Here is a 21503-nt window from a genome sequence, read left to right as displayed (position 1 = left end):
TGCGGCGGGCCCCGGCTGCTAACGTCGACCACAGCCTGCAAACCCCTCCGGAGGAGCGAACCAACCGTGCCAAGGATCGGGTCGGGGACCCTCGTGACAGGCCTCACTGCTGCCGCGCTCGCCGTCATCACCGTACTGGCCGTCCAGGCCTCCGGTTCGGCGGCGGACCATCCCGCGACGGCCCGTCCCTCGAACCCGGCGTCCACCGCGCCCGCCGCCAAGGTGCCGCCGGTCACGAAGGTGCCGGTGCTGCCCGCGAACACCGGCACCGGCAAGCGCGTGGTCTACGGGCTGGCGGCCAAGCGGGTCTGGCTGGTGGATGACGGCAACAAGGTGCTGCGCACCTTCGTCGTCGCGCCGGGCACCGTCGATCCCGCCCCCGGCCGGTACAAGGTCGTCTCGCGCAGCGCGCGCGGCACCGGCGGTGACGGGATCGCGATCGAGCACGTCGTGCGGTTCGCGACGGTCGGCACCACCGTCATCGGCTTCAGCGCGGCGGTCGACGCCTCGATGCCCAGCCCGGACCCGCGGAAGAAGACCGGCGGCATCCGGGAGACGCCCGCCGACGGTGACGAGCTGTGGAAACTGGCGGTACGGGACACGAAGGTCGTCGTCGTCCGCTGATCCGGGAGGACCAGGGACGGATCAGGTCGGACCAGGGACGGATCAGGCCGGATCCGAGGCGGATCAGGCGCGGATCAGAGGCGGATCATGGGCGGAAATTCCACCGTTCGGGTGAGTCCGGGCCTGTCCGGGCGGGCTCTAGGCGGCGTCGCGGCGTTCCCCGTCGTGCTCGTCCGGCGGGGTGGACACGGCCGTTGCCGCCGCGCCGGCCGCCAGCAACTCGCTCATCGACGGCAGTGCAGGGATCGCGGGAACTCCGGGGACCGCGGGGGCAGCCGGAACCGCGGGGACTGCGGCGGGCTTCGGTGCGTCCGAAGTGCCATGAGCCGGCATGCGTGCCTCCTGAGGGAATGTAGGCAGCCTCGACCAACATCTGCACTCCCATGCGACCACGCCGGGCCACCCGCGCGCAACATCTTCCCGACACGTTGTCGGAACACACCGCCGCCCGGCCGGAACGGACACCCGCGTCGCTAGGCGCCGAGCGGTGAGAGGTCCTGGTTGGCCCAGCGCGGGCCGATGCCGGTGACCGTCACCTCGCGTACGTCGTCGGCGGCGCTTTCGGCGTCCGTGCCGGCGTGGTACTGCCCGTCCGCGCCGAGCGTCCGCGAGATGACGACCTGCAGCCGGGCCTCGGAGAGCTCCTCGACCTTGCCCTCGCCCCACTCGACGACGACCACCGATTCCGGCAGCGACACGTCGAGGTCCAGGTCCTCCATCTCGTCGAGCCCGCCGCCCAGCCGGTACGCGTCCACGTGCACCAGGGCGGGCCCGCCGCTCAGCGACGGATGGACCCGGGCGATCACGAAGGTCGGCGAGGTCACCGCCCCCCGCACCCCGAGGCCCTCCCCCAGGCCGCGGGTCAGCGTCGTCTTGCCCGCGCCCAGTTCGCCACTGAGCAGCACCAGGTCACCAGGGAGCAGCAGACCGGCGAGCGCCCGGCCCAACTCCTGCATACGGTCGGGGGTCCTGACCGTGAGACGGACGGATACGGGGTCGTCAGCTGTGTGCTGACCGTGCAGCGGTTCCATGTCCGCGAATGCTACGCGGAGTGGCGGAAGCGAGGGGCCGTGCCAGGGGGACACCTCCCAGCGGGAGCCGGGGGAGAACGGGCCGCTCGTGATCGGCCGGCCGGGCCCTACGCCTCCTGCGCCGTCTGCCGCTCCTCCGGGGCGAGCCCCAGTTCCCGCACCGTCTGCGGCAGCGGGGCCTGGACCGCGTCCGCCGCGCGGGCCAGCAGCGCGGCCAGCCGGGCGTTCACCAGTTCCGGATACTCCAGCATCACCAGGTGGCCGGCGTTCTCGACGATCACCAGTTCCGCGGCGGGCAGCCGCTCCGCGATGTCGGCGCTGTGGTCGCTCGGTGTGAGCAGGTCCTTGTCCCCGGCCAGTACGAGCGCGGGCTTGCCGTCCAGGACGGCCAGCGCGTCCGCCTTCTCGTGCTGGACGAACGCCGGGTAGAACTCGGCGACGACGTCGATCGGCGTCCCCTCGATCAGCCGCTCGGCGAACCGGGCCACCGACACATCGACGTCCGAGGCGAACGAGTACCGCTTCACGATGCCCGCGAAGAGGTCCGCGGTCGCCCGGCGCCCGCGCTCCACCAGGTCCACCTGCGTGCCGAGGAGCCGCAGCACGCCCGGCGCCAGCACCCGGAACGCCCGCGCCCCGGCTGCCGGCAGCCCCATCGTCATCGCCGCCAGCTTGCCCGCGGAGGTGCCGACGAAGGCGACCCCGGCGACCCGTTCCGTCACCAGGTCGGGGAACTGGTCGGCCAGCGCCATGATCGTCATGCCGCCCATCGAGTGCCCGACGAGCACCAGCGGGCCGCTCGGCGCGGCGGCGTCGAGCACCGCCTTGAGGTCGCGGCCGAGCTGGTCGATCGTGGCGGGCTCGCCCGCGAGCTGGTCGCGGCCGCGCTCGGAGCGTCCGTGGCTGCGCTGGTCCCAGTAGACGGCCCGGACGCTGCCGCGCAGGGCCGCGCGCTGGAAGTGCCAGGCGTCCTGGTTGAGGCAGTAGCCGTGGCAGAAGACGACGGTGAGCGGCTGCGGTTCGGCCCCGCCGGTCCGCTTGAAGATGCCTGACCAGCCGCGCCGCTGCACCGTCACCGGCTGCTCCGCGACGTCCTCGAGCTCGTAGTACAGCTCGGTGCCGTCCTCGGCGGCGACCGTGCCCGGCGTGCCGCGCAGCGCTCCGTACGGCCCGGCCGCGTCCAGCGCGAGCCGCGCCCTCCTGCGGATGCCCCGGCCGACCGTGAGCCGCTCCAGCGCGACGCCCGCGGCGGCACCCGCCGCGACCACGCCGATCGCCGCACCGACGAAGCCGGCGCTCTTGCCGGCCCGCTCCCACTTCGCTCCGCTGTCCATGGTCATCGTGTCCCGCTACTCCCCTGGTACGCGTCTCCCGTTGTCGACATAGACGCGCGGTACCCGGGTCCCGATCCGCGTGACGATCTCGTAGGCGATGGTGCCCGCGGCCCGCGCCCAGTCCTCCGCGGTCGGCTCGCCCCGGTCACCCGGCCCGAACAGTACTGCCTCGTCGCCCGGTTGGGCGGCGTCGCCCCCGAGGTCGACGACGAACTGGTCCATCGCGACCCGGCCGGCGACCGTCCGCCACTTGCCGGCGACCAGGACGGGCCCCGAACCCGACGCGTGCCGGGGGACGCCGTCCGCGTATCCCAGCGGAACCAGCGCCAGGGTCGTCTCGCCCGGGGTGATGTAGTGATGGCCGTAGCTGACCCCGTGCCCGCCCGGCACCCGCTTCACCGACGCCAGCCGCCCGGTCAGAGTCATCACCGGCCGCAGCCCGAAGTCGGCCGGGCCGCCGACCTGCGGCACCGGTGAGATCCCGTACATCGCGACGCCCGGACGCACCAGGTCGAAGTGCGACTCGGGGAGGGTCAGGGTGCCCGGCGAGTTCGCCATGTGCCGCACCTCGGGTTCGAGGCCGGCGGCCGCCGCGCCCTCCAGGGCGGTGTGGAACGCCGCCAGTTCGGCGGCGATCGACGGATGCCCCGGCTCGTCGGCGCACGAGAAGTGCGACCAGATCCCGGTGACCTTGATCAGCCCGTCGGCCTCGGCCGCCCGCGCCGCGGCGGTCAGCTCCGGCCAGTCGGCCGGCTGGCAGCCGTTGCGGCCCAGCCCGGTGTCCGCCTTCAGCTGCACCCTGGCCGTGCGGCCCGCGTCCCGAGCCGCCGCGCACACCTCGCGCAGCGCCCACAGGGCGCTCACCGTGACGTCGATGTCGGCCTCGACCGCGGCGCGCCACGGGCCGCCGGGTGTCCACAGCCAGCACAGCAGCCGGCCGCCGACGCCGGCCGCGCGCAACGCCAGCGCCTCCTCGGGCGTGGCGGCGCCGAGCCACGTCGCCCCGGCCTCCAGCGCGGCCCGCGCGCACGGCACCATGCCGTGACCGTAGGCGTCCGCCTTGACCACGGCCATCAGCCCGGCGCCGGGGGCACAGGCCCGCAGCGCCGTCACATTCGCCCGGAGCGCGGTCAGATCGATCTCGGCCCAGGCACGCATCGCAGTGTTGTCCATCCAGGCCAGTGTCTCAGGCCCGTGCCGGGGCCTGCGCAGGCGGCGACGTGGGGGTACGGACGATGAGTCCGGCGCGGCCCTCCAAAACACCGGGACCGTGCGCGTCCGCAGCAACGCGCAGCCCGCGGGGCAAGTGGACTGAGCGCCGCAGGCGCGGCCTCTGCCACCGGCCCTCGGCTGCCGATCAGCGACGGACGCACCGCGCGCGTACGGAGCAACGCGCAGGCCGCGCGGTGCGCGGACCCGCCGCCCCGGACGCGCCCTCGGACGCAACCATGCCCGCCACGCGCCGCAGCGCGGCATCGGCCCCGCCAGGAGAGAACGGGCGGGCCGGTGACAAGTTGCCTGACGCGCCCCCGGACGCAACCATGCCCGCCACGCGCCGCAGCGCGGCATCGGCCCCGCCAGGAGAGAACGGGCGGGCCGGTGGCGAGTTGCATGGCCGCGGCTTCGGACGCGCCCCGCCTGGCGCGCCCGCCGCGCGGCATCGGCCCCCCGTCGTCGGGGAAGCTCAGCCGCCGGCGGCCTGCCGCCAGGCGGCCGGAAGAGCGGCCGCGATGTCCTGGGCGGAGATGGGGGCTCCCGGGCCGGAGGCCAGGCGGGCGGCCAGGCCGTGCAGGTGGGCGCCGACGGAGGCGGCGTCGCGGGGGGCCAGGCCCGCGGCCAGCAGGGAGCCGGTGAGACCGGACAGGACGTCACCGCTGCCGGCGGTGGCGAGCCAGGACGTGCCGGTCGGGTTGACGCGGACCGGGACGGCCCGGTCGGGGTCGGCCACCAGCGTCGTCGAGCCCTTGAGGAGCACCGTGGCGCCGTACAGCCCGGCGAGCTCCCGCACGGACGCCAGCCGGGTCGCCTCGACCTCCTCGCGGGAGCGCCCCAGCAGCGCCGCCGCCTCCCCCGCGTGCGGGGTGAGCACGGTGGCCGCGGAGCGGGCCCCGACCTGCTCGCAGGTGATCAGGCGCAGCCCGTCCGCGTCGACGAGGACGGGCACGTCCGACGCGAGCACGTCGTCGACGGACCGCCGCGCCTCCGCGCCGTCGCCGAGTCCCGGCCCGACCACCCACGCCTGGACGCGGCCCGCCTCGGACGGCGGGCCCGTCGTGACGAGCGTCTCGGGGAAGCGGGCCAGCACGGCCTCCGCGCCAGGCCCGACGTACCGCACGGCTCCCGCGCCACCGCGCAGCGCGCCCGCGACCGCGAGGACGGCCGCGCCCGGGTAGCGGTCCGACCCGGCGACCACGCCGACGACACCGCGCCGGTACTTGTCGCTCTCGGTGGCCGGCACCGGCAGCAGCCCGGCGACCTCCGCGAACTGCAGGGCTTCCAGCGCCGGCGCCGGGAGATCGGGGCCGAGGCCGATGTCGATCAGGCGCGGAGCGCCGGCGTGGCCGGCCCCCGGGTCGATCAGCAGGCCCGGCTTGTAGGTGCCGAAGGTGACGGTGACGTCGGCGTGCACGACCGGGCCGTTGACCTCGCCGGTGTCGGCGTCGACACCGCTCGGCAGGTCCACGGCGACGACAGTGGCGCGGGAGTCGCGCGCGGCCCGCGCGAGCGGCACGGCCGCCGGCCGCAGACCGCCCTTCCCGCCGATGCCGACGATCCCGTCCAGGACGAGGTCGGCGCGTCCGATCAGCGGCAGCGCCACGTCCGCGTCGGCGGTCACCGTACGGCCGCCCGCGGCCCGCAGCGCCGCCAGCCCGCCGACGTGCGTACGGTCCGGAGAAAGCAGCACGGCGGTGACGGCGGCGCCGCGCCGGGCCAGCCGGGCTCCCGCGTACAGGGCGTCGCCGCCGTTGTCACCGCTGCCGACGAGCAGGACGACGCGGGCGCCGTAGACCCGGCCGAGCAGCCCCGCGCAGGCGGCGGCGAGCCCGGCGGCGGCGCGCTGCATGAGCGCGCCCTCGGGCAGCCGCGCCATGAGGGCGCGCTCCGCCGCCCGTACGGTCTCGACGGTGTGTGCGTGTCGCATACGTTGTCCTCCCTCGATGAACCGCTGCTCCCGCGCGTGCTGCGGGCCGTACCCCAGGAGCCGTACCCGCGACAGCGCCGTTGACCACCGGCCGCACTCCGGCCGGCTGTGACGTGAGGGGGCCGGGGCCGCAGGTGGGGGGTTCGAAATGCTGCCGAGCTATTTGTGGGCCGCCAGGCCCGTAAATAGTCGATTTCGAACCCCCCACCGGAGGACCCGGGCACCGACCCGATCACCCCTCGGCGATCACCACCGCCGAAGCGATCCCCGCGTCATGGCTGAGCGACACATGCCACCCCCGCACCCCCAACTCCGCCGCCCGCCGGGCCACAGAGCCCGTGACGGTAAGCCTCGGCCGGCCCGACTCCTCCGTCGTCACCTCGGCGTCCAACCACACCAGCCCCGCCGGAGCGCCAAGCGCCTTCGCCAGCGCCTCCTTGGCCGCGAAGCGGGCGGCGAGCGAAGCGATGCCACGGGGTTCGCCGCCGGACAGCAGCCGCTCGTTCTTGGTGAAGAGCCGGTCGGCGAGGCCCGGAGTGCGCTCCAGGGACGCGGCGAACCGGTCGATCTCGGCGACGTCGATCCCGACTCCGATGATCATTCGACGGTCACCGACTTGGCGAGGTTCCGCGGCTGGTCGACCTCGTTGCCGCGGGCGGTGGCCAGCTCGCAGGCGAAGACCTGCAGCGGCACGGTGGCCACCAGCGGCTGCAGCAGCACCGGGGTGCGCGGGATGCGGATGATGTGGTCGGCGTACGGGACGACCGCCTCGTCGCCCTCCTCGGCGATGACGATGGTGCGGGCACCGCGGGCCCGGATCTCCTGGATGTTGGAAACGATCTTGTCGTGGAGCACCGACCGGCCACGCGGCGACGGCACCACCACGACCACCGGCAGGTCCTTCTCGATGAGCGCGATCGGCCCGTGCTTGAGCTCGCCCGCCGCGAAGCCCTCGGCGTGCATGTACGCCAGCTCCTTGAGCTTGAGCGCGCCCTCCAGGGCGACCGGGTAGCCGACGTGCCGGCCCAGGAACAGCACGGTGTTCTTGTCCTTCAGCGAGCGCGCGAGCGCCCGCACCGGCTCCATCGTCTCCAGGACCTGCCCGACCTGGGTGGAGATCTCCGACAGCTCGCGGATCACCCCGGTGATCTCGTCGCCCCACTTGGTGCCGCGCACCTGCCCCAGGTACAGCGCCACCAGATAGCAGGCGACGACCTGCGTCAGGAACGCCTTCGTCGAGGCGACGGCGACCTCGGGCCCGGCGTGCGTGTACAGCACGGCGTCGGACTCACGCGGGATCGTCGAGCCGTTGGTGTTGCAGATGGCGAGCACCTTGGAGCCCTGCTCGCGGGCGTGCCGCAGCGCCATCAGGGTGTCCATGGTCTCGCCGGACTGGCTGATCGCGACGACGAGCGTGCGCTGGTCCAGGATCGGGTCCCGGTACCGGAACTCGCTCGCGAGCTCGACCTCGCACGGCATCCGCGTCCAGTGCTCGATGGCGTACTTGGCGATCATCCCGGCGTGGAATGCCGTCCCGCACGCGACGATCACGACCTTGTCGATCTCGCGCAGCATCCGGTCCGGCATCCGCAGCTCGTCGAGCGTCAGCCGGCCGTCCGTGCCGATCCGGCCCAGCAGCGTGTCGGCGACCGCCTTCGGCTGCTCGGCGATCTCCTTGAGCATGAAGTAGTCGTAGCCGCCCTTCTCGGCGGCCGAGACGTCCCAGTCCACGTGGTAGGGCCGCACCTCGGCCGGCTTGCCCTCGAAGTCGGTGACGGTCACGCTCTCCCGGCGCAACTCGACGACCTGGTCCTGGCCCAGCTCGATCGCCTCGCGGGTGTACGCGATGAACGCGGCGACATCCGACGCCAGGAAGTTCTCGCCCTCGCCGACGCCCACCACCAGCGGCGAGTTGCGGCGCGCCCCGACCACCACGTCCGGCTCGTCCGCGTGCACGGCGACCAGCGTGAACGCCCCGTCCAGCTGCCGGCACACCTGCCGCATCGCCTCGGCCAGGTCCGCCGACGAGGAGAAGTGCTCGGCGAGCAGATGCGCCACGACCTCGGTGTCGGTCTCGGACTCCAGCGCGTGGCCGCGCTCGGCCAGCTCCGCCCGCAGCGCGGCGAAGTTCTCGATGATGCCGTTGTGGACCACCGCGACCCGTCCCGCGTTGTCCAGGTGCGGATGCGCGTTCACATCCGTCGGGCCGCCGTGGGTGGCCCACCGCGTGTGCCCGATGCCGGTCCCGCCGGCCGGCAGCGGCTGCCGCTCCAGCAGCGCCTCCAGATTGGCGAGCTTGCCGGCTTTCTTGGCGGCGGCCAGACCACCGTCGGCCAGCACGGCGATACCCGCCGAGTCGTAGCCCCGGTACTCCAGCCGCCGCAGCCCGGCGACGACGACTTCGAGAGCGGACCGGCCGCCCACATACCCAACGATTCCGCACATGCCCGCCACCCTATGGCCGCACCACCCCGCCGTCCCAGAGGCCCTCCGGAGGCATGCCTGACAGGCCCTGATGCCCCCCGAGGTGAACCGGGCGCGGCGCGGCAGCACAATGGGCCGTGTGCCGACCACCGATCAGCAGCAGCGCCGACGCGCCGAGATCAGCCCGTACGTGGACCTCAGCCGCGCGGAGTGGAGCGCGCTGCGGGAGCGGACGCCCCTGCCGCTGACCGCCGACGAGGTGGAGCGGCTGCGCGGCCTGGGCGACGTCATCGACCTGGACGAGGTCGTGGACGTCTATCTGCCGCTGTCCCGGCTGCTCAATCTGTACGTGGCCGCCCACAGCGGCCTGCGGGGCGCCCTGAACACCTTCCTGGGCGACGCGGGCAACGGGCAGGGCGAGCAGGCGGGCACCCCCTTCGTCATCGGGGTGGCGGGGAGCGTCGCGGTCGGGAAGTCGACCACCGCCCGTATCCTGCGGGCGCTGCTGGCCCGCTGGCCGGAGCACCCGCGGGTCGAGCTGGTGACCACCGACGGGTTCCTGCTGCCCAACGCCGAACTGCACCGCCGCGACCTGATGTCGCGCAAGGGCTTCCCCGAGTCCTACGACCGGCGGGCGCTGACCCGCTTCGTCGCCGATGTGAAGGCGGGCAAGGACGAGGTGACCGCGCCCGTCTACTCGCACCTGATCTACGACATCGTCCCCGGCGAGCGCCTGACGGTGCGCCGGCCCGACATCCTCATCGTCGAGGGCCTGAACGTGCTGCAGCCGGCGCTGCCCGGCAAGGACGGCCGCACCCGCGTCGGCCTCGCCGACTACTTCGACTTCAGCGTCTACGTCGATGCCCGCACCGAGGACATCGAGCAGTGGTACCTCGGCCGGTTCCGCAAGCTCCGCGAGACGGCGTTCCAGAACCCGTTCTCGTACTTCCGCAAGTACACCCAGGTCTCGGAGGCCGAGGCGATGGAGTACGCCCGGCTGATGTGGCGGACCGTCAACAAGCCCAACCTGCAGCAGAATGTGCTGCCGACGCGCAGCCGCGCCACGCTCGTGCTCCGCAAGGGCCCGCAGCACAAGGTCCAGCGGCTGTCGCTGCGCAAGCTCTGACACAGCCCCAGGAACGTGAAAACGCGCCGCCCGCACGGGAATCCGTACGGGCGGCGCGCTCAGTGCTTCAGGCAGGTACTAGCCGAGTACGGACTTCACGACGTCGGCCAGCCGGCCCGCGACCGCGCGGGCGTGGTCGATGTCGGCGGCCTCGACCATGACGCGGACCAGCGGCTCGGTGCCGGAGGAACGCAGCAGGACCCGTCCGGTGGTGCCCAGTTCGCGCTCGGCCTCGGCGACCGCGGCCGCCAGCTCGGGAGCGGTGTTGACCCGGCTCTTGTCGACGTCCGGAACATTCACCAGCACCTGCGGGAGGCGCTGCATGACGCCGGCCAGGTCGGCCAGCGTGCGGCCGGTGGCGGCGACGCGGGCGGCCAGCATGAGGCCGGTCAGCGTGCCGTCGCCGGTCGTGGCGTGGTCCAGGATGATGACGTGGCCGGACTGCTCTCCGCCCAGCGCGTAGCCGTGCTCCTTCATCGCCTCCAGGACGTAGCGGTCGCCGACCGCCGTCTCCACGAGGTGGATGCCTTCGCGCTCCATCGCCAGCTTGAAGCCGAGGTTGGACATGACGGTGCCGACCACGGTGTTCTCCCGCAGCCCGCCCCGCTCGCGCAGGTCCAGGGCCAGCACGGCCAGGATCTGGTCGCCGTCGACCTCGTTGCCGTCGGCGTCGATGGCCAGGCAGCGGTCCGCGTCACCGTCATGGGCGATGCCGAAGTCCGCGCCGTGCTCGACGACGGCGGCCTTGAGCAGTTCCAGGTGCGTGGAGCCGCAGCCGTCGTTGATGTTGAGGCCGTCGGGCTGGGCGCCGATCGTGACGATCTCGGCACCGGCCCGGGAGAACGCCTCGGGCGAGACCCAGGCGGCGGCGCCGTGCGCCTCGTCCAGGACGATCTTCAGGCCGTCGAGGCGGTTCGGCAGGACGCCCATGAGGTGCGCGACGTACTGGTCGAAGCCCTCGGTGTAGTCCTTCACCCGGCCGACGCCGGAACCGGTCGGCCGGTCCCAGGGCTCGCCGGCGCGGTGCTCCTCGTACGTCTTCTCGATGCGTTCCTCGAGGTCGTCGTCGAGCTTGTGGCCGCCGCGGGCCAGGAACTTGACACCGTTGTCCGGCATCGCGTTGTGGCTGGCGGAGAGCATGACGCCGAGGTCGGCACCCAGCGCGCCGGTGAGATACGCCACCGCGGGGGTGGGCAGCACACCGACCCGCAGGACGTCCACGCCCGCGCTCGCGAGGCCCGCCACGATGGCGGCCTCCAGAAACTCCCCCGAAGCACGCGGATCGCGCCCGACCACGGCCACCGGCCGATGACCCTGGAACGAGCCTGCCTCAGCGAGCACATGAGCCGCCGCGACGGACAGGCCGAGCGCCAGCTCGGCGGTCAGGTCCGCGTTGGCGACGCCGCGCACGCCGTCCGTGCCGAAGAGTCGTCCCACTGTTTTTCCTCCGAGTATGCGAGCCATGGGCGTTACCGACAGGTATACGCCCTGGGCACCAAATAGCGAACGCCCCGGAGGCGCACAAAGTGCCTCCGGGGCGAACGCCGAGCGTGATTAGCGCTTGCTGAACTGCGGCGCCTTACGGGCCTTCTTCAGACCGGCCTTCTTGCGCTCGACCGCACGGTCGTCACGCGTCAGGAATCCGGCCTTCTTGAGGGCGGCGCGGTTGTTGTCCGTGTCCGCCTCGTTCAGCGCACGGGCAACACCCAGGCGCAGCGCACCGGCCTGGCCGGAGATGCCGCCGCCACCGATACGCGCGATGACGTCGTAGCGGTTGTCCAGCTCAAGGAGCTTGAACGGCTCGTTGACTTCCTGCTGGTGCACCTTGTTCGGGAAGTAACCCTCAAGGGTGCGACCGTTGATCTTCCACTTGCCAGAGCCCGGCACAATGCGGACACGGGCGATGGACTGCTTGCGGCGGCCGGTGCCGGCTGCCGGCTGCGGGTCGCCGAAGCGGCCCGCGAGAGACTCGGAGGTGTACTCCTCCGGAGCCTCGGACTCCGAGGTGTACTCCGTAGGAGCCTCCTCGGACCCGAAGGCCACGGTCTCGGTGGTGTCGTCAGCCTCGACGACGGGGGCCTCGGTAGTGGTCTCAGCCACGATTCTCCTCAGATGCTTTCTGCTGGTAGCTGGTGGCCGGGACTACTGCGAGACCTGGCTGATCACGAACGGAACCGGCTGCTGCGCAGCGTGCGGGTGCTCGGCACCCGCGTAGACCTTGAGCTTCGAGAGCATCTGACGGCCCAGGGTGTTCTTCGGGATCATGCCCTTGATGGCCTTCTCGACGGCCTTCTCGGGGTTCTTGTCGAGCAGCTCGTCGTAACGGACGGAGCGCAGACCACCCGGGAAGCCAGAGTGGCGGTAGGCCATCTTCTGGGACTTCTTGTTGCCGGACAGGTGAACCTTGTCGGCGTTGATGATGATGACGAAGTCACCGGTGTCAACGTGCGGGGCGTACACAGGCTTGTGCTTGCCCCGGAGAAGGTTCGCGGCCTGAGAGGCCAGACGGCCCAGGACAACGTCCTGCGCGTCGATGACGTGCCACTGGCGAGTTACATCGCCGGGCTTGGGGCTGAACGTACGCACGGTCGTAGCCTTCGCTTCTTCAGAGAGTGGAGTCCTGACAAGGCCACCCGGACGATCACGACAGCCCTGGCGGTACTCGGGGACGCAACCCGGTACTGCCGCTGGTCATCGGCCCGGCGGACCGGCGTAAGGGCCTCTCACGTGAGAACGAGCAAGCCAATACGCATAACGAACTCGCAGAATACCCGCCTTCGACCGTACGGGTCAAAACGCGGCCCAATGCCCTGGTCAGCACCCTTGTCGTAACCCGTCCGTCACCCGTTGGTCACCGCTTGCGCTCCACCCGCCGCTCGTCCCACACCGGCTCCGTCGTCTCGCGGACCATCCCGTCCGAGCCGAAGACCAGGTAGCGGTCGAAGGACCGGGCGAACCAGCGGTCGTGCGTCACCGCGAGCACCGTGCCGTCGTAGGCCTCCAGGCCCTCCTGGAGGGCCTCGGCGCTCTCCAGGTCAAGGTTGTCCGTCGGCTCGTCCAGCAGGAGCGCCGTGGTGCCCGCCAGCTCCATGAGGAGGATCTGGAAGCGGGCCTGCTGCCCCCCGGAGAGGCTGCCGAAGTTCTGGTCGCCCTGGCGCTCCAGCTCGTAGCGGCGCAGCACGCCCATCGCCCGGCCGCGGTCGTGCGCGTTCTCGGTCCACAGGATGTCGACCAGTGTGCGCCCCTCCAGCTCCGGATGCGCGTGGGTCTGCGCGAAGTGACCGGGCACCACCCGGGCGCCGAGCTTCCAGGAACCGGTGTGCGCGACGTCCTGGCCGGCGAGCAGCCGCAGGAAGTGTGATTTACCCGACCCGTTGGAGCCGAGCACGGCCACCCGCTCGCCGTAGTAGACCTCCAGGTCGAACGGCTTCATCAGACCCGTGAGCTCCAGCCCGGCGCAGGTCACCGCCCGCACCCCGGTGCGCCCGCCGCGCAGCCGCATCTTGATGTCCTGCTCGCGCGGCGGCTCCTGCGGGGCGCCCGCGTCCTCGAAGCGCTTCAGCCGGGTCTGGGCCGCGTGGTAGCGCGACGCCATGTCCGGACTGATCGCGGCCTGCTGGCGCAGCCGGAACACCATCTGCTTGATCTTGGTGTGTTCTTCCTCCCACCGGCGCCGCAGCTCCTCGAACCGCGCGAAGCGGTCCTTGCGCGCCTGGTGGTACGTGCCGAAGCCGCCGCCGTGCACCCATACGTCGGAACCCGCGGGGCCCGGCTCCACGCTGACGATGCGCTCGGCGGAGCGGGCCAGCAGCTCCCGGTCGTGGGAGACGAACAACACGGTCTTCTTGGTCTGCGCGAGCTGTTCCTCCAGCCAGCGCTTGCCGGGCACGTCCAGGTAGTTGTCCGGCTCGTCGAGCAGCAGCACCTCGTCGTTGCCGCGCAGCAGGGCCTCCAGCACCAGGCGCTTCTGCTCACCGCCGGAGAGCGTCTTGACCTCGCGCCACTGCGCCCGCTCGTACGGGACGCCCAGCGCGGACAGGGTGCACATGTCCCACATGTTCTCGGCCTCGTAGCCGTGCGCCTCGGCCCAGTCGCTGAGCGCGTGCGCGTAGGCCATCTGGGCCGGTTCGTCGTCCTGCGCCATGATCGCCAGCTCGGCCGCGTCCACGGCCTTCGCGGCCGCCCTGATCCGCGCCCGCGACACGGAGACCAGCAGATCCCGCACCGTCCTGTCGTCCCGGACCGAGCCCACGAACTGTGGCATCACGCCGAGCCCGCCGCTGATCGTCACCGAGCCGCCGTCCGGCTTGAGCTCTCCCGAGATCAGCCGCAGCAAGGTCGTCTTGCCCGCGCCGTTCGCCCCGACCAGAGCGACCTTGGCGCCTTCTCCCACCCGGAACGAGACGTCGCCGAGCAGCACCCGTCCATCCGGAAGGTAGTACTCCAGGTGTGCCGCCTCTACATGTCCCATAGCCCTGGATTCTCGCCCCTGCCACGGCCCCGGCCCAAACCGATTTCCAGCTGCTGGACGCCGGTGCCCGGGACCGCCCGGATCGGGCGTCCGTGTCACCCGTTCGCCGAATATGATGCGCGTCATGACTGATGGGCCCACGCCTCCCCACGACCCGCGCCAGGGCTTCACGGCGCCCACCCCGCCCGAGTCCGAGGGTGACGGCCGGCGCGAGGTGCTGGAGGGGCGGGTCATCCCGTCCCGGCCGCTCCCCTACCAGGCCGGGCCGCCCGCGGCAGGGGCCCCGCAGGCACCGCGGATACCCGGGGGCACGGCTCCCGACGGCGCGGCTCCGCAGGCACCGGCGCAGCCGGACCCGTACGGCTCCGGGGCACCGGCCTGGCCGCCGGCCGGCGCCCAGCAGCCCGCCCAGGCACGGGCTCAGCAGCAACCCGAGCAGCCTGCACCCGGCGCACCGCAGGCTCCCGCCTGGGCTCCGCCGACGAGCGGCCTGGGCGCCGGCGGCTCCCCGCCGTCCTTCCCCCAGCAGCCGCAGGGCCCGGCGGCCGGCCCCGGCGCCTTCCCGCAGGCCCCGCAGTCCAACGCCCCCGACTGGGGCGCGCTCGCCGCGCAGCGCGAGGCCGCGGCCAAGCGCCGCAAGCTGTTCATGGTCGGCGGCGGAGCGCTCGCCGCGGTGGCCGTCGCGGGGATCGTCGCGGCGGCCGTCGTCGCGTCCAACAAGAGCGACGGCAAGCCGAAGGCGGGCCCCACGACCACGGCGCCCTCCCAGCCGCTGCCGCCCGAGCCATCGTTCTCCTCGGTCGCCCCGCAGCCCCCGAAGAACCCGCTGGACTACATCTCCACGGCCAAGAAGGACACCGCCCCCATCAGCGCGGAGACCCTCTTCCCCGGCAAGCTGATGACGATCGCGGGCCGCACCTACACCAGGACCGGCGGCGCGTCGACGACGAGCTGCGCCGCGGCGGCCACCGACGGGCTCGCGGCGGCGCTGCCGAAGAACAACTGCCGCCAGGTGGTCCGCGCGACCTACGTGCTGGGCGGGTCGGCGGTCACCGTGGGCGTCGCCGTCTTCGACGACAAGGGCTCGGCGGACAAGACCAAGGGCACCTTCCGGTTCCTGCTGCCGCTGCCCGGCGGCGGAGTCCCGACGTTCTGCCACAACGTCTCCTGCTGGACGACCTCCAACGCGGTCGGCCGCTACGCCTACTTCACGATCTCCGGGCCCAAGAACGGCACCACCGCCACCGCCTCCGACACCGCCTCCAAGCAGGCCGGGACCGACGCGTCGAACTTCGCGTTCCAGCGCATCGTCCAGCGCGGCAAGGACGCGGCGGCGCGGGACACGGCCGCGGGCAACTAGAGCCTGGCCTGAGATCGGGTCCCGGCGCCGGACCCGACCGCTCAGAGGCAGCCGGGCAGCGTCCGCAGATTGCGGGCCAGCAGGTTGCGGGCGGCCAGCTCGTCGTCCGCGGGGTAGCCGACCTCTTCCAGGGTCAGCCCGTGGGGGCGCACCACATTGACCGCGGAATTGCGCACACCCCCGGCCAGCACCTCGCCGGGGAAATCGGCCGGCCGGTGCCCGTCCCCGACCAGCAGCATGGAGCCGACCAGCGCCCGCACCATGTTGTGGCAGAACGCGTCGGCCCGCACGGTCGCGACGGCCAGCCCGTCGGGCGTGCGCTCCCAGTGCAGATCGAGCAGCTTGCGGATGGTGGTCGCACCCTCGCGCTTCTTGCAGTACGCCGCGAAATCGTGCTCGCCGAGGAGCTTCCCGGCCGCCTCGTTCATCAGGTCCACGTCCAGCGGCCGGTCGTGCCACAGCACGTGCCCGCGCAGCAGCGGGTCGACGCCGGCCTGCTGGTCGCCGACCCGGTACGCGTAACGTCGCCAGATCGCCGAGAACCGCGCGTTGAAGGCCCGTGGCGCCACGGCGACCCGCCACACCCGCACATCCTGCGGCAGCTTCCCCGCGAGCCGCCTGAGCAGCTTCTCGCCGTGCTCGGCCCAGACGTCCTCCGCCAGGTCCAGGTGCGCGACCTGGCCGCGCGCGTGCACGCCCGCGTCCGTACGGCCGGCGACCGTCAGGGAGACCGGTTCCCGCAGCCGCATGACCGTCTGCAGCGCCGCCTCCAGGTCGCCCTGCACCGTGCGCCGCGTCCGCTGCTTCGCCCAGCCGGAGAATTCGGCCCCGTCGTACGACAGGTCCAGCCGCACCCGTACGAAACCGGGCTCCACCTCGTCGCTCACCGCGCGGTCCTCTCGTGCCGATCGTGCTGATCATGCCGTGCATGCGGAACGGGCCCGCCCCCAGAAGCTGGGTGCGGGCCCGTCCGTAGTACGCCGAACGCCTGGATCAGGCGTCCTTCGACTCCTCGTCGGCCTTCTCGGCCGGCTTGGCGTCCTCGACGACCTCGTCGGACTTCGCCTCGACGGCGTCGTCCTTCTTGAGGGTGTCTTCCTTCACCGCGCGCTTCGTCGCGGCCTCGGCCTCACCGGTGGCGGCCTGGGCCACGGTCAGGGCCTCGACCAGCTCGATGACCGCCATCGGGGCGTTGTCGCCACGACGGTTGCCGATCTTGGTGATACGCGTGTAACCACCGGGGCGGTTCTCGTAGCGCGGGCCGATCTCCGTGAAGAGCGTGTGCACGATGCTCTTGTCGGTGATGGTGGCCAGCACCTGGCGACGGTTGTGGATGTCGCCCTTCTTCGCCTTGGTGATGAGGCGCTCCGCGACCGGACGCAGACGACGCGCCTTGGCCTCGGTGGTGGTGATACGGCCGTGCTCGAACAGCGCCTTCGCAAGGTTCGCGAGCAGGTGACGCTCGTGCGCGGCGCTGCCGCCCAGACGGGCACCCTTGGCGGGCTGAGGCATGGTCTTTCTCCTTCTTTTCTGCACCGGCCGGATCAGGTACCGGTGTCAGTGTCCGACGGGCGTGTGCCTGCCAGAAGTCTCTGCCGAACGTCGCGGAGGCGGGGACCCGCGGCGTGAACCGCGGTCGGTCCCGCCTCCGCGACGGAGTCGGATCAGTACTGCTCGGTCTCCACGAATCCGGCGTCCACGTCGTCGTCGGCGCCGAAGGCGTCGGCGGCGGCGGTCGGGTCGAATCCGGGCGGGCTGTCCTTGAGGGCCAGGCCCATGCCGGCCAGCTTCGCCTTGACCTCGTCGATCGACTTCGCACCGAAGTTGCGGATGTCGAGCAGGTCGGCCTCGGAGCGGGCGACGAGCTCACCCACGGAGTGGATGCCCTCGCGCTTGAGGCAGTTGTACGAACGAACGGTGAGCTCGAGCTCCTCGATCGGCAGTGCCAGATCGGCGGCCAGAGCGGCGTCCGTCGGGGACGGGCCCATGTCGATGCCTTCGGCGTCGACGTTGAGCTCGCGGGCCAGGCCGAAGAGCTCGACCAGGGTCTTACCGGCCGACGCCATGGCGTCGCGCGGGCGCATGGCCTGCTTGGTCTCGACGTCGACGATCAGCTTGTCGAAGTCGGTGCGCTGCTCGACACGGGTCGCCTCGACCTTGTACGTGACCTTGAGCACCGGGCTGTAGATGGAGTCGACCGGGATACGGCCGATCTCCTGGCCCTGCTGCTTGTTCTGGACGGCGGAGACGTAGCCGCGACCGCGCTCGACGGTCAGCTCCATCTCCAGCTTGCCCTTGGCGTTCAGGGTGGCCAGAACCAGGTCGGGGTTGTGCACCTCGACACCGGCCGGGGGCGCGATGTCGGCGGCGGTGACGACACCCGGGCCCTGCTTGCGCAGGTACATCACGACGGGCTCGTCGTGCTCCGAGGAGACGACGAGCTGCTTGATGTTGAGGATGACGTCGGTCACGTCCTCCTTGACGCCCGGCACGGTGGTGAACTCGTGCAGAACGCCGTCGACCCGGATGCTGGTGACAGCGGCACCGGGGATCGAGGAGAGAAGCGTGCGGCGAAGGGAGTTTCCGAGGGTGTAGCCGAAGCCCGGCTCCAGCGGCTCGATCACGAACCGGGAGCGGAATTCGTCGACGACCTCTTCGGTCAGCGACGGACGCTGAGCGATAAGCATGATGTTCCTCCAGTCATCGGCATCCGCTATTTGATGCCGAGGGGTACTGCAAGGGTACGGGCGACAGGACCCGTATGAGGTCCTGCCGCCCGTATCGCTGAGCCACTACTACTTGGAGTAGAGCTCCACGATCAGCTGCTCCTGGACCTGCGTGTCGATCACAGGACGCTCGGGCAGGGAGTGCACGAGGATCCGGAGCTTCGACGGGATCGACTCGAGCCACGCGGGCACGGTCTTCTCGCCGGCCTCGGCGGCAGCGACCACGAACGGGGTCATCTGACGCGAGGACTCACGAACCTCGACAATGTCGTTCACAGCCACGCGAGCCGACGGGATGTCGGTCTTGCGGCCGTTCACGGTGATGTGTCCGTGACGAACCAGCTGACGGGCGTGGTCGCGGGACTTGGCAAAGCCGGCCCGGTAGACCACGTTGTCGAGACGGATCTCAAGGATGCGCAGAAGGTTCTCACCGGTCTTGCCGGACTTCTGGTTCGCTTCCTTGTAGTAGTTCACGAACTGCTTCTCGAGTACACCGTAGATACGGGCACACTTCTGCTTCTCGCGAAGCTGAAGGAGGTACTCGCTGTCCTTGGTGCGCCCGCGGCCGTGCTCACCCGGGGGGTAAGGACGGATCTCGATCGGGCACTTTGCGCTCTCGCACTTGCTGCCCTTGAGGAACAGCTTCTGCTTCTCCCGACGGCAACGCTTGCAGTCGGCCCCGGTGTAACGCGCCATATTGTCTTGTCTCCTACTTCAGGTGGTCAGACGCGGCGGCGCTTGGGCGGGCGGCATCCGTTGTGCGGGGTGGGGGTGACGTCCTGGATCGAGCCGACCTCGAGGCCAGTGGCCTGGAGGGAGCGGATCGCGGTCTCACGGCCGGAGCCGGGACCCTTGACGAAGACGTCGACCTTGCGCATGCCGTGCTCCTGCGCGCGACGGGCAGCCGATTCGGCGGCCATCTGCGCGGCGAACGGAGTCGACTTGCGCGAGCCCTTGAAGCCGACGTGGCCGGCAGAGGCCCAAGCGATCACGTTGCCCGAGGGGTCCGTGATCGAGACGATCGTGTTGTTGAACGTGCTCTTGATATGGGCGTGCCCATGAGCAACGTTCTTCTTTTCCTTGCGGCGCACCTTCTTGACTGCGCCCTGACGGCCCTTCGGAGGCATGTATTACTCCCGTGGAGGTGGTCGGTCCTACAGCGGGGACCGCTTTCTTCTGCGGAGATCCGGGGGTCTCCCCCCATCAGCACCGCAGTGCGTCCGCTAGGACTACTTCTTGCCCGGCTTCTTCTTACCGGCGATGGCGCGACGCGGACCCTTGCGGGTACGAGCGTTGGTGTGGGTGCGCTGACCGTGGACCGGAAGGCCACGACGGTGACGCAGACCCTGGTAGCAGCCGATCTCCACCTTGCGGCGGATGTCGGCCTGCACCTCGCGACGGAGGTCACCCTCGGTCTTGAAGTTGGCGTCCACGTAGTCGCGGAGCTTGACGAGGTCTTCCTCGGCAAGGTCGCGAACGCGGATGTCGGGGTTCACACCAGTGTTCTTCAGGGTCTCCTGGGCACGGGTGCGACCGATGCCGAAGACGTAGGTGAGGGCGATCTCCACGCGCTTCTCACGCGGGAGGTCAACGCCGGAAAGGCGTGCCATTCATGGCTCCTGTTGATTCGGAGGTCTTCCGCAGTACCGTTCCCGGCCGCCGTACGAGGTACGTTCCGGGTCCTCGGCCCCCGCCGAAGGTGTCGTCCCGGCGAGCCGGGACGGGTGACTGCGTAATTACTTTGTGTGCGTCGCGGGAAGAACTGCGAGTTGCAGGTCGTGCGTCAGCCCTGGCGCTGCTTGTGGCGCAGGTTGTCGCAGATGACCATGACCCGACCGTGACGGCGGATCACCTTGCACTTGTCGCAGATCTTCTTGACGCTCGGCTTGACCTTCATGTGATGTCAGGTTCTCCGGGTCGTGCCATCGCCCCACGGGAGCGGGGCAGTAGCGAGATCTACTTGTAGCGGTAGACGATCCGTCCGCGCGTCAAGTCGTAGGGAGACAGCTCCACAACGACCCTGTCATCGGGCAGGATGCGGATGTAGTGCATACGCATCTTGCCGCTGATGTGCGCGAGGACCTTGTGACCGTTCTGGAGCTCTACCCGGAACATCGCGTTCGGGAGAGACTCGATCACGGTGCCCTCGATTTCGATGGCACCTTGCTTCTTGGCCACGCTTCGCCCTTCGAATCGGCTACCTTGATCGGCTCACGTAAATCACGCAGACATGCGGGTATACATGAGCCGACGTGTCAGTCTACGGCAGGCACCCCGGAATGACGAATCCGGGGTAGATGCCCACGATGGGTGATCGTTACTCCACCCGGCCCCACAGCTTCCGGGCCACCGCCCAACGCTCACCCCAGCGGGTCGGGCGCCGCCGTGATCCCGTACTCCGCGAGCTTCGCCTTGCCGCCGTCGACGGCGGTGAGCACCAGCGGGCCCTGCTCGGTCAGCGCGATCGAGTGCTCCCAGTGACTGGACCAGGACCCGTCGTCGCTCTTGACCGTCCACTCGTCCTCGAGGACGTGGGTGTGCGGGGTGCCCAGGGTCACCATCGGCTCGATGGCCAGGCAGACACCCGGCACCAGCTTGATGCCCCGGCCGCGCTTCTTGTTGACGTAGTTCAGCAGGTGCGGGTCCATGTGCATCTCGGAGCCGATGCCGTGGCCGCCGTACTCCTCGACGATGCCGTACTTGCCGGAGGCCGGCCGCGGCTGGCGGCGGATGTACCCCTCGATCGCCTGCGAGACGTCGGAGAGCCGGTTGCCCTTCTTCATCGCGGCGATGCCGGCCCACATGGACTCCTCGGTCACCCGGCTCAGCTCGATGAGCTCCGGAGCGTGACCGGTGCCCACGAAGGCCGTGAACGCGGCGTCACCGTGCCAGCCGTCGATGATGGCGCCCGCGTCGATGGAGATGAGGTCGCCGTCCTTCAGGACGGTCTCCCGGTCCGGGATGCCGTGCACCACGACATCGTTGACCGACGTGCAGATGTTGCCGGTGAAGCCGCCGTAACCGAGGAAGTTCGGCTTGGCACCGTGCTCGGCGATCACCTTCGCGGCGATCTCGTCGAGCTCCTTGGTGCTCACGCCCGGTACCGCGGCCTCGCCGCACGCCCGGTGGATGGCCGCGACGACCAACCCCGCCTCGCGCATCTTGGCGATCTGCTCCGGGGTCTTGATCTCGACCATGCCTGTGGCCCTCTCTGGAAAAGTCGTCACTCAAACAGTACGGCCGCGGTGCCACCTGGGCACCGCGG

22 protein-coding genes are annotated in these 21503 nt (G+C 71.0%); 3 read left to right on the top strand and 19 right to left on the bottom strand.

Annotated elements, in window-relative coordinates:
* Positions 1-93 precede the first annotated feature (93 nt).
* Positions 94-624 (top strand): hypothetical protein, encoded by a 531-nt coding sequence (locus tag AC07DC_RS20280; protein ID WP_478915768.1) that lies wholly within the window; start codon positions 94-96, stop codon positions 622-624.
* A 473-nt stretch (positions 625-1097) separates the two neighbouring features.
* On the opposite strand, the gene tsaE is transcribed toward AC07DC_RS20280, so the two are convergent.
* The 6 genes from tsaE to glmS all read right to left on the bottom strand — a co-directional run bounded on the left by tsaE (position 1098) and on the right by glmS (position 8576).
* Positions 1098-1655, bottom strand: coding sequence for a tRNA (adenosine(37)-N6)-threonylcarbamoyltransferase complex ATPase subunit type 1 TsaE (gene tsaE / locus AC07DC_RS20275; protein WP_478915767.1), 558 nt, complete (start codon positions 1653-1655; stop codon positions 1098-1100).
* 107 nt (positions 1656-1762) lie between these two features.
* Entirely contained in the window at positions 1763-2995 is a 1233-nt protein-coding gene (locus tag AC07DC_RS20270; protein ID WP_478915766.1) for an alpha/beta fold hydrolase, read from the bottom strand.
* 9 nt (positions 2996-3004) lie between these two features.
* Positions 3005-4162, bottom strand: a complete 1158-nt coding sequence (alr, locus tag AC07DC_RS20265) for an alanine racemase (RefSeq protein WP_478915765.1) — start codon at positions 4160-4162, stop codon at positions 3005-3007.
* 511 nt (positions 4163-4673) lie between these two features.
* Positions 4674-6131, bottom strand: coding sequence for an NAD(P)H-hydrate dehydratase (locus tag AC07DC_RS20260; protein ID WP_478915764.1), 1458 nt, complete (start codon positions 6129-6131; stop codon positions 4674-4676).
* Positions 6132-6363: 232 nt separating this feature from the next.
* The gene (locus tag AC07DC_RS20255) at positions 6364-6732 is read right to left on the bottom strand and encodes a holo-ACP synthase (protein ID WP_478915763.1); all 369 of its coding nucleotides are present in this window, start codon (positions 6730-6732) and stop codon (positions 6364-6366) included.
* On the bottom strand, positions 6729-8576 hold the full coding sequence (glmS, locus tag AC07DC_RS20250; protein WP_138352925.1) for a glutamine--fructose-6-phosphate transaminase (isomerizing): 1848 nt from the start codon (positions 8574-8576) through the stop codon (positions 6729-6731). The genes AC07DC_RS20255 and glmS overlap by 4 nt, the downstream gene beginning before the upstream one ends.
* Positions 8577-8685: 109 nt before the next feature.
* Between glmS and coaA the strand changes: the two genes are divergently transcribed.
* Positions 8686-9681 (top strand): type I pantothenate kinase, encoded by a 996-nt coding sequence (coaA, locus tag AC07DC_RS20245; protein ID WP_478915980.1) that lies wholly within the window; start codon positions 8686-8688, stop codon positions 9679-9681.
* A gap of 78 nt (positions 9682-9759) precedes the next feature.
* Here the strand turns inward: coaA and glmM are convergent, their stop codons facing one another.
* The 4 genes from glmM to AC07DC_RS20225 all read right to left on the bottom strand — a co-directional run bounded on the left by glmM (position 9760) and on the right by AC07DC_RS20225 (position 14152).
* On the bottom strand, positions 9760-11118 hold the full coding sequence (gene glmM / locus AC07DC_RS20240; protein WP_478915762.1) for a phosphoglucosamine mutase: 1359 nt from the start codon (positions 11116-11118) through the stop codon (positions 9760-9762).
* Positions 11119-11235: 117 nt separating this feature from the next.
* Positions 11236-11781: a 30S ribosomal protein S9 gene (gene rpsI / locus AC07DC_RS20235; protein ID WP_478915761.1), complete on the bottom strand. Its 546-nt coding sequence runs from the start codon at positions 11779-11781 to the stop codon at positions 11236-11238.
* 42 nt (positions 11782-11823) lie between these two features.
* Positions 11824-12267: a 50S ribosomal protein L13 gene (rplM, locus tag AC07DC_RS20230; protein WP_399644430.1), complete on the bottom strand. Its 444-nt coding sequence runs from the start codon at positions 12265-12267 to the stop codon at positions 11824-11826.
* 265 nt (positions 12268-12532) lie between these two features.
* Positions 12533-14152, bottom strand: a complete 1620-nt coding sequence (locus tag AC07DC_RS20225) for an ABC-F family ATP-binding cassette domain-containing protein (protein ID WP_478915760.1) — start codon at positions 14150-14152, stop codon at positions 12533-12535.
* Positions 14153-14276: 124 nt separating this feature from the next.
* On the opposite strand from AC07DC_RS20225, the gene AC07DC_RS20220 reads away from it, so the two are divergent.
* Positions 14277-15512 (top strand): hypothetical protein, encoded by a 1236-nt coding sequence (locus AC07DC_RS20220; RefSeq protein WP_478915759.1) that lies wholly within the window; start codon positions 14277-14279, stop codon positions 15510-15512.
* Positions 15513-15553: 41 nt separating this feature from the next.
* On the opposite strand, the gene truA is transcribed toward AC07DC_RS20220, so the two are convergent.
* The 9 genes from truA to map form a co-directional block, all read right to left on the bottom strand.
* Entirely contained in the window at positions 15554-16399 is an 846-nt protein-coding gene (gene truA, locus AC07DC_RS20215; RefSeq protein ID WP_478915758.1) for a tRNA pseudouridine(38-40) synthase TruA, read from the bottom strand.
* Between the two features lie 106 nt (positions 16400-16505).
* The gene (gene rplQ / locus AC07DC_RS20210) at positions 16506-17024 is read right to left on the bottom strand and encodes a 50S ribosomal protein L17 (protein ID WP_138352919.1); all 519 of its coding nucleotides are present in this window, start codon (positions 17022-17024) and stop codon (positions 16506-16508) included.
* 152 nt (positions 17025-17176) lie between these two features.
* A complete protein-coding gene (locus tag AC07DC_RS20205; RefSeq protein WP_033177813.1) occupies positions 17177-18199 on the bottom strand; it encodes a DNA-directed RNA polymerase subunit alpha in 1023 nt (340 codons plus the stop codon).
* 108 nt (positions 18200-18307) lie between these two features.
* The gene (gene rpsD, locus AC07DC_RS20200; protein WP_138352918.1) at positions 18308-18934 is read right to left on the bottom strand and encodes a 30S ribosomal protein S4; all 627 of its coding nucleotides are present in this window, start codon (positions 18932-18934) and stop codon (positions 18308-18310) included.
* Positions 18935-18960: 26 nt separating this feature from the next.
* Positions 18961-19365: a 30S ribosomal protein S11 gene (rpsK, locus tag AC07DC_RS20195; RefSeq protein WP_138352917.1), complete on the bottom strand. Its 405-nt coding sequence runs from the start codon at positions 19363-19365 to the stop codon at positions 18961-18963.
* Between the two features lie 102 nt (positions 19366-19467).
* Entirely contained in the window at positions 19468-19848 is a 381-nt protein-coding gene (gene rpsM / locus AC07DC_RS20190; protein WP_138352916.1) for a 30S ribosomal protein S13, read from the bottom strand.
* Positions 19849-20021: 173 nt separating this feature from the next.
* A complete protein-coding gene (rpmJ, locus tag AC07DC_RS20185) occupies positions 20022-20135 on the bottom strand; it encodes a 50S ribosomal protein L36 (protein WP_003956441.1) in 114 nt (37 codons plus the stop codon).
* 59 nt (positions 20136-20194) lie between these two features.
* Positions 20195-20416, bottom strand: coding sequence for a translation initiation factor IF-1 (gene infA, locus AC07DC_RS20180; RefSeq protein ID WP_014047798.1), 222 nt, complete (start codon positions 20414-20416; stop codon positions 20195-20197).
* Between the two features lie 182 nt (positions 20417-20598).
* On the bottom strand, positions 20599-21435 hold the full coding sequence (gene map / locus AC07DC_RS20175) for a type I methionyl aminopeptidase (protein WP_478915757.1): 837 nt from the start codon (positions 21433-21435) through the stop codon (positions 20599-20601).
* Positions 21436-21503 lie beyond the last annotated feature (68 nt).

The organism is Streptomyces sp. NPDC045021 (assembly GCF_056432645.1).
This window is presented reverse-complemented; position numbering and strand designations above follow the sequence as displayed.